The organism is Oxalobacteraceae sp. CFBP 8761 (assembly GCA_014841595.1).
Lineage (GTDB): Bacteria > Pseudomonadota > Gammaproteobacteria > Burkholderiales > Burkholderiaceae_D > Telluria.
This window is the reverse complement of record JACYUE010000001.1, coordinates 1,363,277-1,382,204: the sequence shown is the minus strand read 5'-3', so window position 1 is coordinate 1,382,204 and position 18,928 is coordinate 1,363,277. Positions and strand designations below refer to the sequence as shown.

The window sequence follows — 18,928 nt, the reverse complement described above, 5'->3', positions numbered from 1 at the left end:
GCATGAAAAACGCCTAGCGCGCGGGCGGCAGCTTGCGCCCGCCGTCGCTGTGCACGAAGTCTTCGATCGCGTCGAGCGACGGCGCCAGGCGGCGCAGCGAGCTCGATAGCGTTGCGAGCAGCGTGACGTGGTTCACGCCAGTAAAGCTCACTTCGCGCACCGGCACACCCGTCGCACGCAGCCGGTCGGCGAGCGCGCCCGTGTTGCGCTCCGGGTCGACTGTCGAATCGTTGCGCGCCGCGATCAACAGCGCAGGCGGCGCATTGACCGTCACGTGGTTGATCGGCTGCGAATCGCGCGGCGTATCCGGGTACAGGAAGACCGGGCGCGTCGTTTCATTTTCGACGGGCAGGAAGTTGTACGGGCCGGCCATGCCGATCCAGCCACGCAGGATGCTCGGAGCCGTGCCCTGCGCCCGCAACCAGCGCGGGTCGAGCGCCAGCATCGCCGCGTTGTAGGCGCCGGCACTGTGGCCCATCGCATAGATGCGCTTCGGATCGCCGCCATAGGCCTTGATGCGGCGCGATGTCCAGGCCAGCGCTTCGGCGCTGTCGGTCAGGAAGTCCGGATAGCGTACCTGCGGGTACAGGCGGTAGTCGGGAATGACTACGACGAAACCACGCGCCGCCAGCGCGCGGCCGACGAAGGCATAGTCGCCCCGCTCGCCATTGACCCAGTTGCCACCGTAGTAGAACACGATGACGGGCGCCGGGCCGGTCCAGTTTTCAGGGCGGTAGATGTCGAGTACGTGGCGCGGATTGGTGCCGTAGGCGGCCGAGGCCACCGTGCGCGTGGCGCCGCTTGGCGAGACCGCATTGACCAGCGACAGCGGCGAGCAGGCCGCAAGGAGTCCTGACAGCAGCAGGACGGTGGCGGCGCAGGCCGCAAAGTAAGGAGCTCTCATGGTTCAGGCAGCCTGTGATCAGCGGTGGAGGTCGTCGTCGGCGTCGTCGAGCGGGATGATGCTGACCCGCTTGCCCTTTGCACGCTGCCACACATACACGGCGTAACCCGACAGGCCGTAGATCACGAAGATCGGCCACAGCACCTTGGGCGGATCGATCGCCAGCAGCGCCAGCACCAGTGCAATCAGGAACACGGCGATGAACGGCACCGACTTGCGGAAGTTGATGTCCTTGAAGCTGTAGAACGGCACGTTCGACACCATCGTCAGGCCGGCGAAGACCGTGATGCCCCACGACACCCACTCGACCTTGCGCGGGATGACGCTGATATCGGGATCGATCATCATCATGATGAAGCCGATCACGAGCGCCGCCGCCGCCGGGCTGGGCAGGCCCTGGAAGAAGCGCTTGTCGACCACTTCGATATTGGTATTGAAGCGTGCCAGGCGCAAGGCGGCGCAGGCGCAATAGATGAAGGCGGCGACCCAGCCGACCTTGCCAAGGCCGTTGAGCGACCATTCGTACATCACCAGCGCCGGCGCAGCGCCGAACGATACCATGTCGGCCAGGCTGTCGTACTGCGCGCCGAATTCGGATTGGGTATTGGTCAGGCGCGCGATGCGCCCGTCCAGGCCATCGAGGATCATTGCGATGAACACGGCCCAGCAAGCCTGGTCGAAACGCTGGTTCATCGCCATGACGATGGCGTAGAAGCCACAGAACAGCGCGGCGGTGGTAAAGGCATTGGGCAGCAGGTAGATGCCGCGGCTGCGCTCACCGGCCGCGCGTGCTTGCGTACGGGGCGCGAAACGCTTTTTCAGGCGGGAGAATCGTGGACCTTTGGGCGGGGTCCCTGGCTTTCTTCTTCGTGGAAAAGTTGGCATAAGCAATCGTATTCAAGTGAGCCGCCGAGCGACTGTTCCCAGCCATTATAGAGGCGGGACCCGTGTTAGCGAAACACTACGCTAACCCAGCTGGCAATTGCATGGCGCCTACTTGAAGGCGCAGTCAACGTTAAATAGAGCCAAGCGGTGAACTGATGAGCGGTTTCGTGGTCCAACACCGGTCCCCAGCGTCAGGAATCGCTCATGAAAGCGCCCCGTTTCAAGAACTGGTTTGCCAGGTTGTCAGCGCTGAATCAGCCACAGCGCCGCCAAGTGCTCGATGCCCTGCATCCCGCAGCCGGCCTCGACCAGGTGGTCGCGCTGATCGCGCAGGCCAGAGCGCCAGCGCGCTGCTGCCCCAGCTGTGGCAACGAACGCTGCAATCGACACGGATACGCCAACGACCTGCAGCGCTTTCGCTGCTGCGCCTGTGGCCGTACTTTCAACGACCTGAGCGGCACGCCGCTGGCGCGACTCAGGCACAAGGCCAAATGGCTCGCGTATTCGCAGGTGTTGCTCGATTCTCTGTCCGTACGCAAGGGCGCAGACCGGATCGGCGTGCACCGCAACACGGCATTCCGGTGGCGCCACCGCTTTCTCGATTGGGTCAAGCTCGACCGGCCTCTATCGCTCAATGGCATCGTGGAGGCCGATGAGACATTCCTGCTCGAATCGCAAAAAGGATCACGCACCCTTGACCGGCCGCCACGCCGAAGGGGCGGCCGCGCCCCCAAACGTGGCATTTCCCGCCACCTCGATTGCATCCTGGTGGCGCGCGACCGGAATGGCCGCACCATCGATGCCGTCACTGGCCGTGGCGCACTGACGGCCGCGCAACTCGAAAGCGATTTGCTGCCCAGACTTGATCCGCAGGCACTCTTGGTCAGCGACAGCCACGCCGCCTACCGGGCCTTTGCACGCAAGCACAGGATTGCGCACGAGACAGTCAATTTGCGCGCTGGCGTGCGCGTCAGGCATTCGGGTAGCCGCGCCATCCACGTACAGAACGTGAACGCGTACCACGGACGCTTCAAGGCCTGGCTACTGGGCTTTCGCGGGGTGGCATCGCGCTATTTGCCCAACTACCTGGGGTGGCGCTGGGCACTGGATGGCGGGAGGGTCAGTTCAGCAGAACAATTGTTTTGCATCGCAATCGGCGTCATCAACAGACGACGCTGACTGCGCCTTACTTGAACTTGACCTTGCCCACCAGGCGCATCTGCAGCGTGGTTTCGCCTGGCTCGAAGCTCGGTTCGGCCACGCCGTCATCCATCTCGCGCTTGGCGCTCGAGCGCATCATCATGGCCGGCGCACCTTGCGCGTCGCCCGCATAATTGCCCGAGCCTTCGAAGTCGACCGTATCGAGCACGGCGTCGCCCGGCTGGCGGCCCATTGCCTTGGCGATCGAGACGATGCGCTCGTTCAGGTTCTGGTACGTGGCGGCGATGCGCTGGTCATCGAGGCGCTTTTCGGTCGCCGGGGTCAGGCCGAAGTTGATGTTATTGATCTGCAAGACCTTCTGCGCGGCAGCGGCCGTTTTCGGCAGTGCGGCCAGGTTCGTGGTCTTGACTTCCAGGTACTGGCCGACGCGCCAGGCGATCGGCACCGGCTTGACCGGCGCAACCACGCGCCCGACCGGCTGTGGCTGTACTTCCGGGTACACCGGGTACGTGTAGTAGCCCTGGGTTTTCAGTTCGGCTTTCGGATCGGCGCGGCGCACGATCTCGGTGCCCTCTTTCATCTTGCGGTTGACGCGGTCGGCGGCGGCGTTCTTGTCCTTGTCGTGTTCTTCGACGGCGAACGTGATCGTCGCTTCGTCATTGGCGTGCTTGACTTCGCCGAAGGCGGGAACGATGACCATGGTGCCGGTGGTCGCAGTCGACGGCGCGGTCTGCGCCTGGGCAGCGCTGAAGGCCAGCACGAGGGCGGCGGCGACGAGGGATTTGGTGAATGCCATTCTTGTTCTCCTGTGGGTTGCGACGTATGTCCGGCGTAGTTATACGATACCGTGCACAGGGAAAACATCGGTAATTTGTAATGGACAGTTGCAAATGAGTAGCTTTTGACGTGGTTTGTAACAACCGGCGCCCCATGAAAAACGGCGCCCGAAGGCGCCGTTCCTGTCCACTAGCGCGAACTTAGTTCTTCGACTGATCCACCAGCTTGTTCTTCGCAATCCACGGCATCATCGCGCGCAGCTTCGCGCCGACTTCTTCGATCGGATGCTCGGCCGTCAGGCGACGGCGCGAGATCAGCGTCGGTGCGCCGGCCTTGTTTTCCAGGATGAAGCTCTTGGCGTATTCGCCGGTCTGGATGTCCTTCAGGCACTGGCGCATCGCGTTCTTGGTGTCTTCGGTCACGACGCGCGGGCCGGTGACGTATTCGCCGTATTCCGCGTTGTTCGAGATCGAGTAGTTCATGTTGGCGATGCCGCCTTCATAGATCAGGTCAACGATCAGCTTGAGTTCGTGCAGGCACTCGAAGTACGCCATCTCCGGCGCATAGCCGGCTTCGGTCAGCGTCTCGAAGCCCGCCTTGATCAGTTCGACCGCGCCACCGCACAGCACGGCCTGCTCGCCGAACAGGTCGGTCTCGGTTTCTTCGCGGAAGTTGGTCTCGATGATGCCGGCGCGGCCGCCGCCGTTGGCCATCGCGTACGACATGGCGATATCACGGGCGGCGCCCGATTTGTCCTGGTACACGGCGATCAGGTGCGGCACGCCCCCACCTTGCGTGTAGGTGCCGCGCACCGTGTGGCCCGGCGCTTTCGGCGCGACCATGATCACGTCGAGGTCGGCACGTGGGACGACCTGGCCATAGTGCACGTTGAAGCCGTGGGCGAAGGCCAGCACGGCGCCCTGCTTGGCGTTTGGCTCGATGTTCTGCTTGTAGACTTCGGCGATGTTTTCGTCCGGCAGCAGGATCATGATGACGTCGGCGTTCTTCACTGCTTCATCGACTTCCGCCACTTTCAGGCCGGCTTGCTCGACCTTGCCCCACGAAGCGCCGCCGCGGCGCAGGCCGACGGTGACATTGACGCCCGATTCGCTCAGGTTCTGTGCGTGCGCGTGGCCTTGCGAGCCGTAACCGATGATGGCAACGTTCTTGCCCTTGATGAGGGAGAGGTCGCAGTCCTTGTCGTAGAAAACGTTCATTTTTTTGTCCTGTTATTGAATTTGAATTGTGTAATGTTGAGCGTTGCTCAAACTTTCAGAATGCGTTCGCCGCGGCCGATGCCCGAGCCGCCAGTGCGCACCGTCTCGAGGATCGAGGCGCGGTCGATGGCGTCGATGAAGGCATCCAGTTTCGATTTGGCGCCGGTCAGCTCGATCGTGTAGGTCTTTTCGGTGACGTCGATGACGCGGCCACGGAAGATATCGGCGGTGCGCTTCATTTCTTCGCGCTCCTTGCCAACCGCCCGTACCTTGATCAGCATGAGCTCGCGCTCGATGTGCTGACCTTCGGTCAGGTCGACCACCTTGACCACCTCGATCAGGCGGTTCAGGTGCTTCGTGATCTGCTCGATGATGTCGTCCGAGCCGGACGTGACGATCGTCATGCGCGACAGCGTTGCGTCTTCGGTCGGCGCCACGGTCAGCGTTTCGATGTTGTAGCCGCGCGCCGAGAACAGGCCCACCACGCGTGACAGCGCACCGGCTTCATTCTCCAGCAGGACAGAAATAATATGGCGCATTTACAGGTCCTCCGAGCCGAGCAGCATTTCGTTCAGGCCGCGGCCCGCCTTGACCATTGGCCACACGTTTTCACTCTGGTCGGTAATGAAGTTCATGAATACCAGGCGGTCTTTCATGGCGAATGCATCGCGCAGCGCGCCATCGACATCGCCCGGTTTTTCGATCTTCATGCCGACGTGGCCATAGGCCTCGGCCAGCTTTTCGAAGTCGGGCAGCGAATCCATGTACGACTCGGAATAGCGCGAGCCGTAATCGATCTGCTGCCACTGGCGGACCATGCCCAGGAAGCGGTTGTTGAGCAGGATGATCTTCGGCGTCAGGTGGTATTGCTTGCAGGTGGCAAGCTCCTGGATGCACATCTGGATCGAACCTTCGCCGGTGACACACGCCACGGTGGCATCCGGGTTGGCCATCTGCACGCCCATCGCGAATGGCAGGCCCACGCCCATCGTGCCCAGGCCACCGGAATTGATCCAGCGGCGCGGCTTGTCGAACGGGTAGTACTGCGCGGCCCACATCTGGTGCTGGCCGACGTCGGACGTGATGAACGCGTCGCCACCGGTGACCTTGTGCAGCTGCTGGATCACGGACTGCGGCTTGATCAGCGTATCCGAGCTTGCATACGCCAGACAGTCGCGGCCACGCCACTCGGCGATCTGCTTCCACCAGCTTTGCAGCGCAGGCGCATTCGCGTGACCAGTACCGGCCTCGAGCTGCGAGAGCAGTTCGATCAGCACGTCCTTGACGTTGCCGACGATCGGGATATCCACTTTCACGCGCTTGGAAATCGACGACGGGTCGATGTCGATATGGATGATCTTGCGCGGATGCGAAGCGAAGTGCTTCGGGTTGCCGATCACGCGGTCGTCGAAGCGGGCACCAATGGCGATCAACACGTCGCAGTGCTGCATCGCCATGTTCGCTTCATACGTGCCATGCATGCCCGGCATGCCGACGAAGTGCGGATCGGACGAACGCGACCCGCCCAGGCCCATCAGCGTATTCGTGATCGGGAAGCCGGTCGTCTCGACCATGCGGTTGAGCTCATTCGAGGCATTGGCCAGGATGACGCCGCCGCCCGCATAGATCATCGGCCGCTCGGCGTTCTGCAGCAGCGCGACCGCTTTGCGGATCTGGCCGGCATGGCCCTTGTCAACTGGACGGTACGAGCGCATCTCGATCTCGCGCGGGTACTCGAACAGGCATTTGTTGACCGTGATGTCCTTTGGAATATCGACCAGCACGGGACCGGGCCGGCCAGTGCGGGCGATGAAGAAGGCTTTCTTGATCGTTGACGCCAGATCGCGCACGTCCTTGACCAGGAAGTTGTGCTTGACCACCGGACGGGTGATGCCGACCGTATCGCATTCCTGGAACGCATCCTGGCCGATCGCGTGGCTCGGCACCTGGCCGGAAATCACGACCATCGGTACCGAGTCCATATAAGCGGTCGACAAGCCGGTGACGGCATTGGTGACGCCCGGACCGGACGTGACGAGGGCAACGCCCACGGTGTTCGAGCTGCGCGAATAGGCGTCGGCGGCATGCACCGCGGCTTGTTCGTGGCGAACGAGAACGTGCTGGAATTTATCTTGCTGGAAGATCGCGTCGTAGATATACAGAACCGCGCCGCCCGGATAACCGAAGACGTGTTTGACGCCCTCTTCTGCCAGACAACGGACAACGATTTCAGCGCCCGTGATGGGGACTGTTGGATCGAAACTCATAACCATTCCTTTCAAAACCCATAGGGTTGATTGATCGGATGCTCGTTCCTGGCGATATGCGTGCTGCGCTTACAACCCTCAGGCTCCACTTCTTTCTGCGTGCACGTCGATGGTTCGGGTCGCCGTAGGGACCGTACGCATTGACGCTGGGCGCAACTCGTTAGGCTTGAGTGTTTGTAGCGGTTGGACGCATCTCTCGCGCTTGTGGCACGGGTCGGAGCAAACTGCCTACAAATGAAAGCGTGCCATGGCGGACGGGGCGTTGTGGGCGACTCCCGCATGACGTTGATGCTTTGAGGGTGCAAAGCGTGAGGAACACCATACCGCGCCGCACCATTCTGGTCAAGCTTTGTCTTTCGACAAGGTGCGACCATGGTTGGCGTAATAGCTGCAGGACGCTCTCACAGGGTGGCTGCTGCAGCCAAAGCACCGCACTGCGTCGTAGCGCGCACGGTGCTGACCCGCTCGTTTTTGGTGCAAGTCGCGCGCACGTGTTGTAAATCGGGCGCAACGCAGTAAAATTTGATCTATTGCTACATGGAAATCATGTCCCAAAGAAAAAAACGCTTAAGATTATTGCCTCGGAAATGCCGTTTTTTTTGCTCACCTTCTGCCCCGGATTCAGCTATGCAAGCGCCCCACGACAATCTTCAGGAAATGGCCATGGCCGCGATGACGGCCATCGACCGCGCACAGGCGGTGATCGAGTTCGATCTCGAAGGCCGCATCCTGCACGCCAACCGCAATTTCCTGCTCACCCTCGGTTACGAGCAGGATCAGGTCATCGGGCGCCAGCACGCAATGTTCTGCGATCCCGCCTATCAGCGCTCGCCCGAATACAAGATGTTCTGGCACAGCCTGGCCAAGGGCGAGTTCCACACGGGCGAATTCAAGCGTATCCGCAGCGACGGCGCACCGGTCTGGATCCAGGCCACTTACAGCCCGATCTTTGACGCCGACGGCAAGCCGGTCAAGGTGGTCAAGTTCGCCACCGACATCACCGAACAGAAGCTGCTGGCCGCCGAATCGCGCGGCAAGCTCGACGCGATCGGACGCTCGCAGGCAGTCATTGAATTCGATATGCGCGGCAATGTCTTGTCCGCTAACGAAAACTTCTTGCGCACCATGGGTTATACCGAAGACGAGATCGTCGGCTGCCACCACACGCTGTTCTGCGACCCGGAACTGGCCAAAAGCGCCGAATACCGCCACTTCTGGGCCGATCTGGGCCAGGGCCGGTTCCAGGCGGGACGCTTCCAGCGCCGTGGCAAGCACGACGCTGATATCTGGATCCAGGCCACCTACAATCCGATCCTCGATGCCACCGGCAAACCATACAAGGTCGTCAAGTTCGCGATGGACGTGACGGCCCAGGTGCGGCGCGAAGAACTGGTGAGCACCAAGATCGACGCCATCGGTACGGCACTTGACGGCCTGGGCCGCTCGATCACCACGATCGTCGACGGCGCGCGTGACTCCGCCGCGATGGCCGCGCGTACCCAGGAAGGTGCGGCCAGCGGCAGCCGCCTGCTGGAACGCTCCAAGGGCGCCATGCAAGCCATCCAGACGTCGTCTGGCGACGTGCGCGAAATCATCGACACCATCACGAGCATCGCCGGCCAGACCCACTTGCTGGCCTTTAATGCCGCGATCGAAGCGGCGCGCGCAGGCGAACATGGGCGCGGCTTTTCGGTGGTGGCCAACGAAGTGCGCAAGCTGGCCGAGAAATCGGCACTGGCGGCGCGCGAAATATCCAAGCTGATCAACGAGACAGTCAGCCGCGTCGACGAAGGCACCCGCCTGGCCGGCGATGTGGAAGATGCATTCGAGCGCATCCTCGAGTCGGTCGCCGCTACCAGCAGTTCGATCGCAGGCATTGGCAGTGCCACCCACCATCAGGCCGACTCCACCCGCGACGCTTCACGCCTGCTGGCCGAGCTCGAGGCAGTGGCGCGCGAGCGCTAGGCCGTGCCGGCCACTTGCAGCGCGCCGCTGACGCTGGCGCGCATCCGGATCGGCGAGGTCGGGATCGGCGTACGGATCGAGGCCGTGCTCCAGGCCCTGCCACTGCCGGCGACCCTCGGTCGCCTGCCCCTGCGCACCCACGCCCTGCTCGGCATGGTCGACCACGACGGCATGGCCGTGCCGGTGGTCGACCTGGCGCGCTGGCTCGACGTCGGCGCGGCGCCGGCGGGCGCCGTCCCGCAACTGCTGTTGCTGCGCGACGGGGACCGCACGGTCGGCCTGCGCGTCGATGCGCTCGAGGAACTGGTCGAGGTCGAGGCAGCGGCGCTGCAGCGCCTGCATCACGGCGACGATCCGAACGATGTGTTTCATAGCGCCGTGCCGGTCGGGAACGGCGTGCTTCTAAGCCTGCTGGAAGTGACCCGGCTGACCGATCTGGCGCTGTGCTGGAGCACGGACCCGGCGGCCACCACGGCCGCTGCGTCCGTTGCCCCGCCCGTGGCCGACACGCTGCAACGCACCTGCTACGCGCTGCTCGACACTGGCCACGGCCTGATCGGCGTGCCGCCGGCCGCGCTGGCCGAAGTGCTGGCCTTGCCCCCGCTGACGCACATCGGCAGCAGCGCCTGGTGCCGCTGGAACGACAACCAGCTCGCGCTGATTGCCAGCACAGCGCTGTTCCAGGCGCCTGGCGTCGACACGCGCGTCGCTGCTGCGCCCCTGCTCGCCGTGCTGCAGCAGGCCGACCTGATGCTTGGCGTGCCGGTGCAGGCCGTTCTGCGGCTCGAAGAATTCGGTCCTGGCGTACCCAGCACGGACGGGGTTGGCGAGAATGTGATCGATGCCAGCGGCGCAACGGTGCTGCTGGTCGATGTCGCGCGCCTGCTGGCGCGGCATCCCGAGGCGGCGCTGGCGCGCGGCGACAGCGTCACGTCCACCGCGTCCGCCGGCACCGGCACCGGCAATGCCGAAGCCTATGTCGTGTTCGATGCCGCCGGCCTGCAGGCGCTGCCGCTCGCGGCGATCGAACAGATCGTGCCGCTGGACGCACCGCACGGCACGACGATGGCCTGGCATGGCGCGGCCATCCCGCTGATCGACCTGCGCGGGGATGCGCCAGGCGCGGATGGCACGGTGCTGGTGGCGCAGGGCGCGCAGGGGCTGGCCGGTCACGTCGTGCGCAGCGTGCAGTCCCTGATTCCTGCGGGGGCCGGCCGCATGTTCAACATGGGCGCTGACGGCACCGAGTTCATCATGACCGACGACGGCGGACAGAAAGCCACTTACCGGATTGCGTCACTGGGCGCACCGCAGGCGGCGAACTGAGCCAGGCAGCCTTGCGTTTCAGCGCTGCATGCCCCAGCGCCGCACCGTCACGCGCTCCAGCGTCTGAAACACGCAGCGCTCGATCGCCAGGCCAATCAGGATCACCGTGGCCAGGCCCGCGAACACTTTATCGGTGAACAGCTCGTTGCGGTTCTGGAAGATGTACCAGCCCAGGCCGCCCTGCCCCGACGTGCTGCCAAAAACCAGCTCCGCCGCGATCAGCGTGCGCCAGGCAAAGGCCCAGCCGATCTTCAGGCCTGACAGAATCGACGGCAGCGCCGCCGGCACCAGGATCTGCAGCACCATGCGTAGGCCGCCCAGGCCATAGTTACGCCCGGCCATGCGCAGCGTCTCGGGCACGGCGCGAAAGCCCGCGCTGGCATTGAGCGTCAGCGGCCACACGACCGAATGGACCAGCACCATCAGCAGGCTGCCCTTGCCCAGGCCGAACCACAGCAGCGCCAGCGGCAGCAACGCGATGGCCGGCAGCGGGTTGAACATCGACGTCAACGTGTCGATCAACTCGCGCCCGAAGCGGTTCGACACGGCCAGCCAGGTCAACAGGAACGCGATGGCCACGCCCAACAGGAATCCCTGCACGAGGATGGTCAGCGATACCGTCACATAACCGATCAGTTCGCCAGACGCGATGCCGTCGACAAATGCGCGAGCCGTCTGCAGCGCGCCCGGCAACAGTAAATCGTTGTCGACCCAGCGCGCGAGCAACTCCCACAGGATGCTCAGCGCCAGCAGGATCGCGGGCTTGCTCAGCCAGCCCCAGCGGTTGACCGGCCCGGTGCTGACCAGGGCAGGCGCGGGCGCTGCACGCTGTGGCGCGACGTATTCGGGCCGGATCGGTGGTTCATGCACGGCGCTCATGGTTGCACCTGCGCCGGTTGTGGTTGCACGGCCGGCGCAGCAGCATCATCTGCACCGAACAGCAGCGCGTGGATGCGCTGCGTGGCGGCCTGAAACTCGTGGCTGCCCGCGCTGGCCAGGCTGAACTGGTGACTATTGAGTTCGGCGCGCACGCGGCCCGGGTGCGGCGAGAGCAGCAGGATACGGTTGCCCACCACCAGCGCCTCTTCGATCGAGTGCGTCACGAACAGCATCGTGAAGCCGATCTCGTCCCACAGCGCCTGCAGCTCTTCCTGCATGCTGCGCCGGGTCAGCGCATCGAGTGCGGCGAACGGCTCGTCCATCAGCAGCACGGCCGGCTGCATCGCCAGCGCGCGCGCAATCGCCACACGCGCTTTCATGCCGCCCGACAGCGTGTGCGGATACGCATCGGCAAACCGCGCCAGCCCGACCTTGCCCAGCCAGTGGCGGGCACGCGCCTCGGCCTCGGCCCGCGCAATACCACCGGCCAGCATCGGGAACATGACATTCTGCTTCACTGTCTTCCACGGCGGCAGCTGATCGAATTCCTGGAACACGACGATGCGGTCCGGGCCCGGCCCCGTGACGGGCGTGCCGCCCAGGTGCAGGCTACCTGCGCGTGGCGCGATGAAGCCGCCGATGGCTTTCAGCAGCGTCGACTTGCCGCAGCCTGACGGCCCCAGCAGCACGAAGCGGTCGCCCCGGTAGACATCGAAGCTCACATCGTCGGTCGCGCGCACGACGCCGCGCTCGCTGGCATATTCCAGCGTGACATGTTGGGCTCGCAGCAACGGTTCCGGCGGCACCAGATTAAAGGGGGCAATGGCGCGCATATCAGCTTCCGTTGGCAATGGCCGGATGCGCGAAGAAGTAATCGCGCCACGATGACGGCCTGTTCTTGATGGCGCCGACCTGATGCAGGAACTGCGCCAGGCCCAGCGTGTTTTGCGGCGCCACGCCGAACTGCGTCTTCGGGTCCTTGATGACCTTGAGCAGCAGCGCCCGGTCGACGCTGCCCTTGTTCACGCGCAGATAGGCATCGGCCGCGCCTTCCGGATTGGCCGCAATATACCGGGCCGCTTCGGCCAGCGCATCGATGAAGGCGCGATAGGTCTTCGGATTGTCTTTCACGTACTTCTCGGTGGCATACAGCACCGTGGCCGACGACGGCCCGCCCAGCACCTGGTACGAGTCGAGCACGATGTGCGCATTAGGGTTGCCCGCCAGCTCGAGTTGCTGGAACGGTGGCGCGGCGAAGTGCGCATTCAATTCGGTCTTGCCGGCGATGAGGGCAGCGGCCGCATCCGGATGCGGCACCGTCTGCGTGAGCGGATCGAGCTTCTTGAACCCGGCCAGGCCCCACTGTTTCGCCGCCGCCATTTGCAGAATGCGCGCCTGCACCGACACCGTCACGGCCGGCAACGCAATCCGGTCTTTCGCGCTGAAGTCGGCAATCGTCTTGACGGCCGGATTGGTGCTGACGAGGTAATACGGAAAACTCCCCAGCGACGCGATGCCGCGCACGTTCTGGCGGCCCCTGGTGCGATCCCAGATCGTCATCAACGGGCCGACCCCGGCGCCGGCCACGTCGATGGAGCCGGAGAGCAGCGCGTCGTTGACGACCGCGCCACCCGACAGCTTGACCCAGTCCACGTCGACATCGATCCCCTGCTTCCTGCCATGCTTTTCGATGAGCTTCTGGTCTTGCGCCACATTCAGCAGCAGATAGACCACGCCAAACTGCTCGGCCACGCGGATCTTGCCTTCGGCCTGGGCCATTGACGGCAGCGCCAACGTCAGCGCTGCGGCCAGTGCCAACAATTTTGTAGTGAGATTCATGGGTATCCTGGAATGGGTCAGAAAGGCACGTCGCCTTCGATCGTCGTGCGGTACAGCTTGCGGCGCAGGTGGTCCGGGCAACCGGCGGCCAGGTGCATCAGCGAGCGGTTGTCCCAGAACACCATGTCGTGGGGCTGCCACTGGTGGCGATAGACATGTTCGGCACGGGTGCCGTAATCGAACAGCAAATCGAGCAGTTCACGGCTGCGCTGTTCGGACACGCCCAGGATGCGCGTTGTGAAATGCTCGCTGACGAACAGCGCGCGGCGGCCCGTCTCGGGGTGCGTGCGCACCACCGGGTGGCTGACCGGCTTGACTTCGTCGATCTGGGTTTGGGTCAGCTGCGGCCGGTACGGGTTGCGCTGGCGCAGTTCGTCATAGCGCGCCAGGTACCAGTGCTCGGCCTGTAATCCTTCGACCTCACGCTTGAGGTCATCTGGCAACGCGTCCCACGCTGTATGCTGGTTGGCAAACAACGTGTCGCCGCCCACGGCCGGCAACTCCTGCGCATGGAGCATCGAGCCCAGGCTCGGCGTCTCTTTATAGGACAGGTCGGAATGCCAGAAGTGGCCGGCGTCGCCCAGCCCGACCGGCTTGCCGTCCTGCTGGATATTCGAAATCACCAGCACCTCGGGTTGCCCGGGCAACTGGAAATTGCGCAGCACGTGGATTTGCAGCGCGCCGAAGTGGCGGCTGAAGTCCACCTGCTGCGCGGGCGTGATGTGCTGGTCGCGAAACACGAGCACGTGATGGTCGAGATGCGCGCGGTGCAGCCGCGCAAGATCGGACGTGGCTAGCGGCAGCGACAGGTCGAGGCCGACGACTTCGGCGCCCAGTGGCGCGCCGGGAAACGGATGGATGGCAAAGGATTGACGGGCAGAATCGAGTGGCATGGCGATGGCCTGGCTGAATGATCGTGTTGTTACGATAGCCACGCCTGACAGCCCCAACAACGAATGATTTCAGCTATCGTCATGCAGTTTTTGCACCCCATGCAAGCGGCATGGCAGAACTGGCGGCTGAGCGATTCCGATGCAGGCCGGATGGTTTTTTGCTAGGATGCGACAGTTTTCCCTAAAGCACGACCCACTTGCGCGCCTCCCCCTGAACCTGCATGGCCACAGACAAAGAACTTAACGACTTTCTGCAGAATGTCGAACGGCGCGCGTTCAAGCAGGCGGTCTATGCGGTTCGCAAGGACGAATCGGCGCTGGACATCGTGCAGGACGCGATGATCAAGCTCGCCGAAAAATACGGCGACAAGCCGGCAGCCGAGCTGCCGATGCTGTTCCAGCGCATCCTGCAGACGACGATCCTCGATTACTTCCGCCGCGAGAAAGTGCGCAATACCTGGGTCAGCCTGTTCTCGGGCTTCGGGCGGGGCGACGGAAACGACGATGATGACTTTGATATACTCGCCTCACTCGAGGCCGAGCAGGGTTCGGCGGCCGCAGAGTCGAGCGCGGACCAGGTCGAGCGTACCCAGACCTTGCGCTTGATCGATGACGAAGTACAAAAACTCCCGACGCGTCAACGGGAAGCCTTCCTCATGCGTTACTGGCAAGATATGGACGTCGCCGAAACGGCGGCAGCAATGGGATGCTCGGAGGGCAGCGTCAAAACGCATTGCTCGCGCGCCACCCACGCCCTCGCGGCAGCGCTCCAGGCCAAGGGAATCACACTATGAACATCGACGACATCAATCTGGCGTACAAGATACGCCACGCGCTGGACGAACAGCTCGACCACCTGCCGGCCTCGACGGTTGACAGGCTGGCCGCCGCACGCGCGGCGGCCATGGCGCGCAAGAAGCCCGACGCCAGGGCCGGCTTCGGCTGGCGCGGGCTGGGTGCATTTCTTGCCGGGCCGGCCGTGTCGCGCCTGGCCATCGCCGTGCCGCTCCTGGCACTGGTCATTGGCATGGGCGGCTTCTACGAGCATGAACAACAGCAGCAACTGGCCGCACTGGCTGACATCGACGCCGCTGTGCTGGCCGACGAATTGCCGCTGACGGCCTATCTCGACCCGGGTTTCAACGCCTATCTGGAGTCGCAGCAGCGCCAGCAATGACCAAGAAGAACGTCTCGAGATCGCGTTTCCCCGTGCTGAAGACCGTCATCGGCGTGGTGGCCGCTGCTGCGCTGGCCTGGGTGATCGTCGATCGCCTCGAGACGCCGTCCATCCTGCCGGCAGCCACCGAGACGATCGCGAGCGTGCGCCCGCTGCGCAAGGCCCCTGACAAGCCGCTGTGGCGCGACCTGAGCAGTGCGCAACAGGTGGCGCTTGCACCGCTCGCGCCCGAATGGGACCGCATGGAAGGCGCGCGCAAGCGCCGCTGGATCGAGGTCTCGGCCCGCTTTGCCTCGATGGCCCCGGCCGAGCAGCAACGCGTGCAGGAACGCATGCGCCAGTGGATGAAACTCACGCCCCAGCAGCGTGACCTGGCGCGCGAAAACTTCAGCAAGACCAACAAGCTGGCGCAGGGCGACAAGGCCGCCAACTGGGAAAACTACAAGCAGCTGTCGGCCGAAGAAAAGCGCAAGCTGGCCAGCAAGCCCTCCACGCTGCAAAAGAGTGCGCCGATCGCGTTGCCGGACGCTCCGCAACTGGTCGTGCCGATGCCGTGCGCGGCAAACACGACGCGCCGCGGCGCCGAGTGCGTGCTGATCGGCACGCCCGATACGCCGCCGCCGTCGGCGATTGCCGTCGTGCCGGCGCCCGTTGCGCCAACACCGAGCACCGTGCCGCCGCTCGCGCCTGCCCCGGCAGCGCCCGCAAATGGCGGCGCTGTCGCCACATCAGGCGTCCAGCCCGGTACCGCGCAGGCCGCCAATGCCGGCAACTGAGCCACCGGTCATGTTGCCCGAGGCTGCACTGGCGGCCGCCGGCACGCCCACGATCAAGCGGCGCCTGGCCGTCATGATCTATGAATTCTTCCTGCTGTTCGCGGTCGAGATGCTGGCCGTCCTGCTGTATCTGCTCGTTACCGGCAACCGCCAGGATCCCCTCTTCCAGCACGGTCTGAAGGTGTACCTGTTCGTGATCACGGGCCTGTACTTCACCTGGTGCTGGCGCGACAGCGGGCACACGCTGGCGATGAAGACCTGGCGCATCAAGCTCGTCAAGCCGGGCCATGCCCGCCTGCCCTGGCGCGTCGCCATCGTGCGCTACCTGGCCGCCTGGGGCTGGTTTGCGCCCGCGCTGATCGTCTGCGCGGCCTTCGGGCTGCATGCGAAGGCCGACATCGCGATCGCACTCGCACTCGGCGTTGCTGCCTGGGCAGCAACGGCCTGGCTCGACCGCGACCGGCAGTTCCTGCATGACCGCCTGGCCGGCACGCGCCAGATCGGCCTGCCGAAGCCCATGTCCGGTGAGGGTAATGGCAAGGGAAACGGCAAGGGAAACGGCAAGGGCAAGCTGCCCTGACACGCCCGAGCCGGCGCGACCCGATAATCTTGCATCAAGACGGCCACGCTGTGACATCATGCGGTTCCAACAACAAACATCAGTCCACGTGCGCTTTGTCTTCCACTGCGCGCGGTACGTTCCCCGAATCAGGATTAGAAGCAGAATCAGCCAGCATGCCCGACACCCGTTTCCAGGCCCTGTTCGAACAGGCGCCAATCAGCATCCAGATCCTCGCGCCATCCGGGCACACCACGCGTGTCAACAAGGCCTGGGAAAGCCTGTGGCAGATCCACGAAGGCACGCCGCTGATGGCGTACGTGCTGGGCGACTACAACGTGCTGCACGATCCGCAACTGGCCGACAACGGCATCGGCGCGCTGCTGGCGCGGGCGCTGCAGGGGGAACCGGTTGAATTGCCGGCTGCGCTGTACGACGTCAGCGCGCTCGATGGTCACGGTCCGAAGCGCTGGGTTACCGCGAAGGCGCGGCCCATCAAGGACAAGGCCGGCAACACGCTTGAAGTGATGCTCATGCACGAGGACATCACCGAGCGCATGGCGGCCGACAGTGCGCTGCGCCTGCGCGAGCAGCGCTTCCGCTCGCTCGTGATGGCCACGTCGCAGATCGTCTGGTCGAATACCCCGGATGGCCGCGTGCTGGAAGACTCGCCGTCCTGGCGCGCCTATACCGGCCAGACCTACGACGAATGGAAGGATTTCGGCTGGGTCGATGCCCTGCACCCCGACGATCGCGCACCGGCCCAGTCTCTGTGGCTGGCCTGCGTTGCCGCGCGCTCGGTGTTCGAGACAAAATACCGGCTGCGCAGCGCCGACGGCAGCTACCGCTGGACCGCGGTCAAGGGCATCCCGATCCTGGCCGACGACGGCACGATCCGCGAGTGGATCGGCGCCAACACCGACATCCACGACATGATCGCGGCCGAACTCGAACTGGCCCAGCGGCTCGATCGCGAAAAACGCAACAGCGCCCTGCTGGCCAAGGTCGCGCAGGCGGCCCGCACGCTGCACACGGTGCTGGCGGCCGAAGACATCGCGCAGGCGCTGGTGACGGCCGTGCGCGACATCCTGCAGACCCACCAGGCAGTTGTTTCGCTGACCGAAGCGGGTGGCTGGAAGCAGGCCATCAATGCCGTCTCGCTGTCGGACAAGTACGCCGCTTACCGCGGCTACGATGCCAAAACAGACGGCTCCGGAATCTACGCGCAGGTGTGCCGCGACAACCGCGTGATGCGCCTCACGCAAGCGCAGCTCGAAGCGCATCCGGCCTGGCGCGGCTTTGGCGAGCATGCCGGTGCCCATCCGGTGCTGCGCGGCTGGCTGGCCGTGCCGCTGATCGACCGCATGGGCAAGAACATCGGCCTGATCCAGGCATCCGACCGGTTCGAGGGCGACTTCACGGACGAGGACGAAGCCATTCTCGTGCAACTGGCGTCGATCGCCGCCACCGGTTTCGAGAATGCGCGGCTGTACGGTTCGCTGCAGGATCAGGACCGTCGCAAGGACGAGTTCCTGGCCATGCTGGCGCACGAGCTGCGCAACCCGCTGGCGCCGATCGCCGCGGCCGCAGAGATGCTCAAGTTCGGCACCGCCAACGAAGAACGGGTACGGCGCTCGAGCGAAGTGATCAGCCGCCAGGTGCGCCACATGACGTCGCTGGTCGACGACCTGCTCGACGTGTCGCGCGTCACCCGCGGCCTGATCAAGCTGGACCGGGCGCTGCTCGACCCGATGCAGCTCGTGGCCAATGCCGTCGAGCAGTCGCAGCCGTTGATCACGGCGCGCGGCCATACCTTGAGCGTGACGGGCGATGCCGCCGGCGCCCACATCGCCGGCGATGCGCACCGCCTGGTCCAGGTGCTGGCCAACCTGCTCAACAACGCAGCGAAGTACACGTCCCACGGCGGACGCATTGCGTTGACGGTGGCGCGCGAAGCGAAGACCGTGGCCATCACCGTGCACGACAACGGGGTTGGCATCGATGCGTCGCTGTTGCCGCGCATGTTCGACCTGTTCACCCAGGCCGAACGCTCGCCGGACCGGGCCCAGGGCGGCCTCGGTATCGGGCTGGCCCTGGTCAGGAGCATCATCGACCTGCATGGCGGCGACGTCATCGCCGCCAGCGACGGCATCGGCCGCGGCAGCACCTTCACGGTCCGGCTCGCGATTGCCGACACGGTCACCGGCGCCGTCGATGCGACGGATGCGCTGCGCTTGCAACAGCGTTAACTTGTCACGCGGAATTCGAAATACGTCGTCGCAGGAATACCCCAATAATTGAAC

The 18,928-nt window shown here is 64.3% G+C and carries 18 protein-coding genes; 8 read left to right on the top strand and 10 right to left on the bottom strand.

Going from position 1 to position 18,928, the window contains the following annotated elements; genetic code table 11:
* Nucleotides 1–13: 13 nt before the first annotated feature.
* Nucleotides 14–904 carry an alpha/beta hydrolase gene (locus tag IFU00_06080; GenBank protein MBD8541854.1) on the bottom strand — a complete coding sequence of 297 codons (891 nt, stop codon included), beginning with the start codon at nucleotides 902–904 and terminating at the stop codon, nucleotides 14–16.
* Nucleotides 905–922: 18 nt separating this feature from the next.
* Nucleotides 923–1,789, bottom strand: coding sequence for a CDP-diacylglycerol--serine O-phosphatidyltransferase (pssA, locus tag IFU00_06075; GenBank protein ID MBD8541853.1), 867 nt, complete (start codon nucleotides 1,787–1,789; stop codon nucleotides 923–925).
* A 204-nt stretch (nucleotides 1,790–1,993) separates the two neighbouring features.
* Here pssA and IFU00_06070 point away from each other — a divergent pair, with 204 nt between their 5' ends.
* The gene (locus IFU00_06070) at nucleotides 1,994–2,968 is read left to right on the top strand and encodes an IS1595 family transposase (protein ID MBD8541852.1); all 975 of its coding nucleotides are present in this window, start codon (nucleotides 1,994–1,996) and stop codon (nucleotides 2,966–2,968) included.
* Between the two features lie 7 nt (nucleotides 2,969–2,975).
* Here IFU00_06070 and IFU00_06065 read toward each other — a convergent pair whose 3' ends face one another.
* From IFU00_06065 to IFU00_06050, 4 genes are all read right to left on the bottom strand, one after another.
* Nucleotides 2,976–3,746: an SIMPL domain-containing protein gene (locus IFU00_06065; GenBank protein ID MBD8541851.1), complete on the bottom strand. Its 771-nt coding sequence runs from the start codon at nucleotides 3,744–3,746 to the stop codon at nucleotides 2,976–2,978.
* Nucleotides 3,747–3,927: 181 nt separating this feature from the next.
* Nucleotides 3,928–4,944, bottom strand: a complete 1,017-nt coding sequence (gene ilvC, locus IFU00_06060; GenBank protein ID MBD8541850.1) for a ketol-acid reductoisomerase — start codon at nucleotides 4,942–4,944, stop codon at nucleotides 3,928–3,930.
* Between the two features lie 47 nt (nucleotides 4,945–4,991).
* A complete protein-coding gene (gene ilvN / locus IFU00_06055; protein ID MBD8541849.1) occupies nucleotides 4,992–5,483 on the bottom strand; it encodes an acetolactate synthase small subunit in 492 nt (163 codons plus the stop codon).
* Nucleotides 5,484–7,211 carry an acetolactate synthase 3 catalytic subunit gene (locus IFU00_06050; protein MBD8541848.1) on the bottom strand — a complete coding sequence of 576 codons (1,728 nt, stop codon included), beginning with the start codon at nucleotides 7,209–7,211 and terminating at the stop codon, nucleotides 5,484–5,486.
* Nucleotides 7,212–7,748: 537 nt separating this feature from the next.
* Between IFU00_06050 and IFU00_06045 the strand changes: the two genes are divergently transcribed.
* Nucleotides 7,749–9,176, top strand: coding sequence for a PAS domain-containing methyl-accepting chemotaxis protein (locus tag IFU00_06045; protein MBD8541847.1), 1,428 nt, complete (start codon nucleotides 7,749–7,751; stop codon nucleotides 9,174–9,176).
* 3 nt (nucleotides 9,177–9,179) lie between these two features.
* Nucleotides 9,180–10,502, top strand: a complete 1,323-nt coding sequence (locus IFU00_06040; GenBank protein ID MBD8541846.1) for a chemotaxis protein CheW — start codon at nucleotides 9,180–9,182, stop codon at nucleotides 10,500–10,502.
* Between the two features lie 18 nt (nucleotides 10,503–10,520).
* On the opposite strand, the gene IFU00_06035 is transcribed toward IFU00_06040, so the two are convergent.
* The 4 genes from IFU00_06035 to IFU00_06020 are packed head-to-tail and all read right to left on the bottom strand — an operon-like array spanning nucleotide 10,521 to nucleotide 14,113.
* Nucleotides 10,521–11,381, bottom strand: coding sequence for an ABC transporter permease (locus tag IFU00_06035; protein ID MBD8541845.1), 861 nt, complete (start codon nucleotides 11,379–11,381; stop codon nucleotides 10,521–10,523).
* Nucleotides 11,378–12,214, bottom strand: a complete 837-nt coding sequence (locus tag IFU00_06030) for an ABC transporter ATP-binding protein (protein ID MBD8541844.1) — start codon at nucleotides 12,212–12,214, stop codon at nucleotides 11,378–11,380. The genes IFU00_06035 and IFU00_06030 overlap by 4 nt, the downstream gene beginning before the upstream one ends.
* A 1-nt stretch (nucleotide 12,215) precedes the next feature.
* A complete protein-coding gene (locus IFU00_06025) occupies nucleotides 12,216–13,220 on the bottom strand; it encodes an ABC transporter substrate-binding protein (protein ID MBD8541843.1) in 1,005 nt (334 codons plus the stop codon).
* Nucleotides 13,221–13,237: 17 nt separating this feature from the next.
* On the bottom strand, nucleotides 13,238–14,113 hold the full coding sequence (locus IFU00_06020; protein MBD8541842.1) for a TauD/TfdA family dioxygenase: 876 nt from the start codon (nucleotides 14,111–14,113) through the stop codon (nucleotides 13,238–13,240).
* A 221-nt stretch (nucleotides 14,114–14,334) separates the two neighbouring features.
* Between IFU00_06020 and IFU00_06015 the strand changes: the two genes are divergently transcribed.
* The 5 genes from IFU00_06015 to IFU00_05995 all read left to right on the top strand — a co-directional run bounded on the left by IFU00_06015 (nucleotide 14,335) and on the right by IFU00_05995 (nucleotide 18,874).
* The gene (locus IFU00_06015; GenBank protein ID MBD8541841.1) at nucleotides 14,335–14,907 is read left to right on the top strand and encodes an RNA polymerase sigma factor; all 573 of its coding nucleotides are present in this window, start codon (nucleotides 14,335–14,337) and stop codon (nucleotides 14,905–14,907) included.
* A complete protein-coding gene (locus IFU00_06010; protein ID MBD8541840.1) occupies nucleotides 14,904–15,290 on the top strand; it encodes a DUF3619 family protein in 387 nt (128 codons plus the stop codon). The genes IFU00_06015 and IFU00_06010 overlap by 4 nt, the downstream gene beginning before the upstream one ends.
* Nucleotides 15,287–16,066 (top strand): DUF3106 domain-containing protein, encoded by a 780-nt coding sequence (locus IFU00_06005; GenBank protein MBD8541839.1) that lies wholly within the window; start codon nucleotides 15,287–15,289, stop codon nucleotides 16,064–16,066. The genes IFU00_06010 and IFU00_06005 overlap by 4 nt, the downstream gene beginning before the upstream one ends.
* A complete protein-coding gene (locus tag IFU00_06000) occupies nucleotides 16,053–16,646 on the top strand; it encodes an RDD family protein (GenBank protein ID MBD8541838.1) in 594 nt (197 codons plus the stop codon). Before IFU00_06005 ends, IFU00_06000 begins: the two co-directional genes overlap by 14 nt.
* A 155-nt stretch (nucleotides 16,647–16,801) precedes the next feature.
* Complete coding sequence (locus tag IFU00_05995) at nucleotides 16,802–18,874, top strand: PAS domain S-box protein (protein ID MBD8541837.1); 2,073 nt, start codon at nucleotides 16,802–16,804, stop codon at nucleotides 18,872–18,874.
* Nucleotides 18,875–18,928 lie beyond the last annotated feature (54 nt).

What these genes read in the sequence shown, in the direction of transcription:
- IFU00_06020 (MBD8541842.1), bottom strand. Translation starts at nt 14,113, where the DNA reads ATGCCACTCGATTCTGCCCGTCAATCCTTTGCCATCCATCCGTTTCCC.
- IFU00_06010 (MBD8541840.1), top strand. Translation starts at nt 14,904, where the DNA reads ATGAACATCGACGACATCAATCTGGCGTACAAGATACGCCACGCGCTG.
- IFU00_06080 (MBD8541854.1), bottom strand. Translation starts at nt 904, where the DNA reads ATGAGAGCTCCTTACTTTGCGGCCTGCGCCGCCACCGTCCTGCTGCTG.
- ilvC (MBD8541850.1), bottom strand. Translation starts at nt 4,944, where the DNA reads ATGAACGTTTTCTACGACAAGGACTGCGACCTCTCCCTCATCAAGGGC.
- IFU00_06015 (MBD8541841.1), top strand. Translation starts at nt 14,335, where the DNA reads ATGGCCACAGACAAAGAACTTAACGACTTTCTGCAGAATGTCGAACGG.
- IFU00_06000 (MBD8541838.1), top strand. Translation starts at nt 16,053, where the DNA reads ATGCCGGCAACTGAGCCACCGGTCATGTTGCCCGAGGCTGCACTGGCG.
- IFU00_06070 (MBD8541852.1), top strand. Translation starts at nt 1,994, where the DNA reads ATGAAAGCGCCCCGTTTCAAGAACTGGTTTGCCAGGTTGTCAGCGCTG.
- IFU00_06005 (MBD8541839.1), top strand. Translation starts at nt 15,287, where the DNA reads ATGACCAAGAAGAACGTCTCGAGATCGCGTTTCCCCGTGCTGAAGACC.
- IFU00_06025 (MBD8541843.1), bottom strand. Translation starts at nt 13,220, where the DNA reads ATGAATCTCACTACAAAATTGTTGGCACTGGCCGCAGCGCTGACGTTG.
- IFU00_06050 (MBD8541848.1), bottom strand. Translation starts at nt 7,211, where the DNA reads ATGAGTTTCGATCCAACAGTCCCCATCACGGGCGCTGAAATCGTTGTC.
- IFU00_06030 (MBD8541844.1), bottom strand. Translation starts at nt 12,214, where the DNA reads ATGCGCGCCATTGCCCCCTTTAATCTGGTGCCGCCGGAACCGTTGCTG.
- IFU00_06035 (MBD8541845.1), bottom strand. Translation starts at nt 11,381, where the DNA reads ATGAGCGCCGTGCATGAACCACCGATCCGGCCCGAATACGTCGCGCCA.
- IFU00_06065 (MBD8541851.1), bottom strand. Translation starts at nt 3,746, where the DNA reads ATGGCATTCACCAAATCCCTCGTCGCCGCCGCCCTCGTGCTGGCCTTC.
- ilvN (MBD8541849.1), bottom strand. Translation starts at nt 5,483, where the DNA reads ATGCGCCATATTATTTCTGTCCTGCTGGAGAATGAAGCCGGTGCGCTG.
- pssA (MBD8541853.1), bottom strand. Translation starts at nt 1,789, where the DNA reads ATGCCAACTTTTCCACGAAGAAGAAAGCCAGGGACCCCGCCCAAAGGT.
- IFU00_05995 (MBD8541837.1), top strand. Translation starts at nt 16,802, where the DNA reads ATGCCCGACACCCGTTTCCAGGCCCTGTTCGAACAGGCGCCAATCAGC.
- IFU00_06045 (MBD8541847.1), top strand. Translation starts at nt 7,749, where the DNA reads ATGGAAATCATGTCCCAAAGAAAAAAACGCTTAAGATTATTGCCTCGG.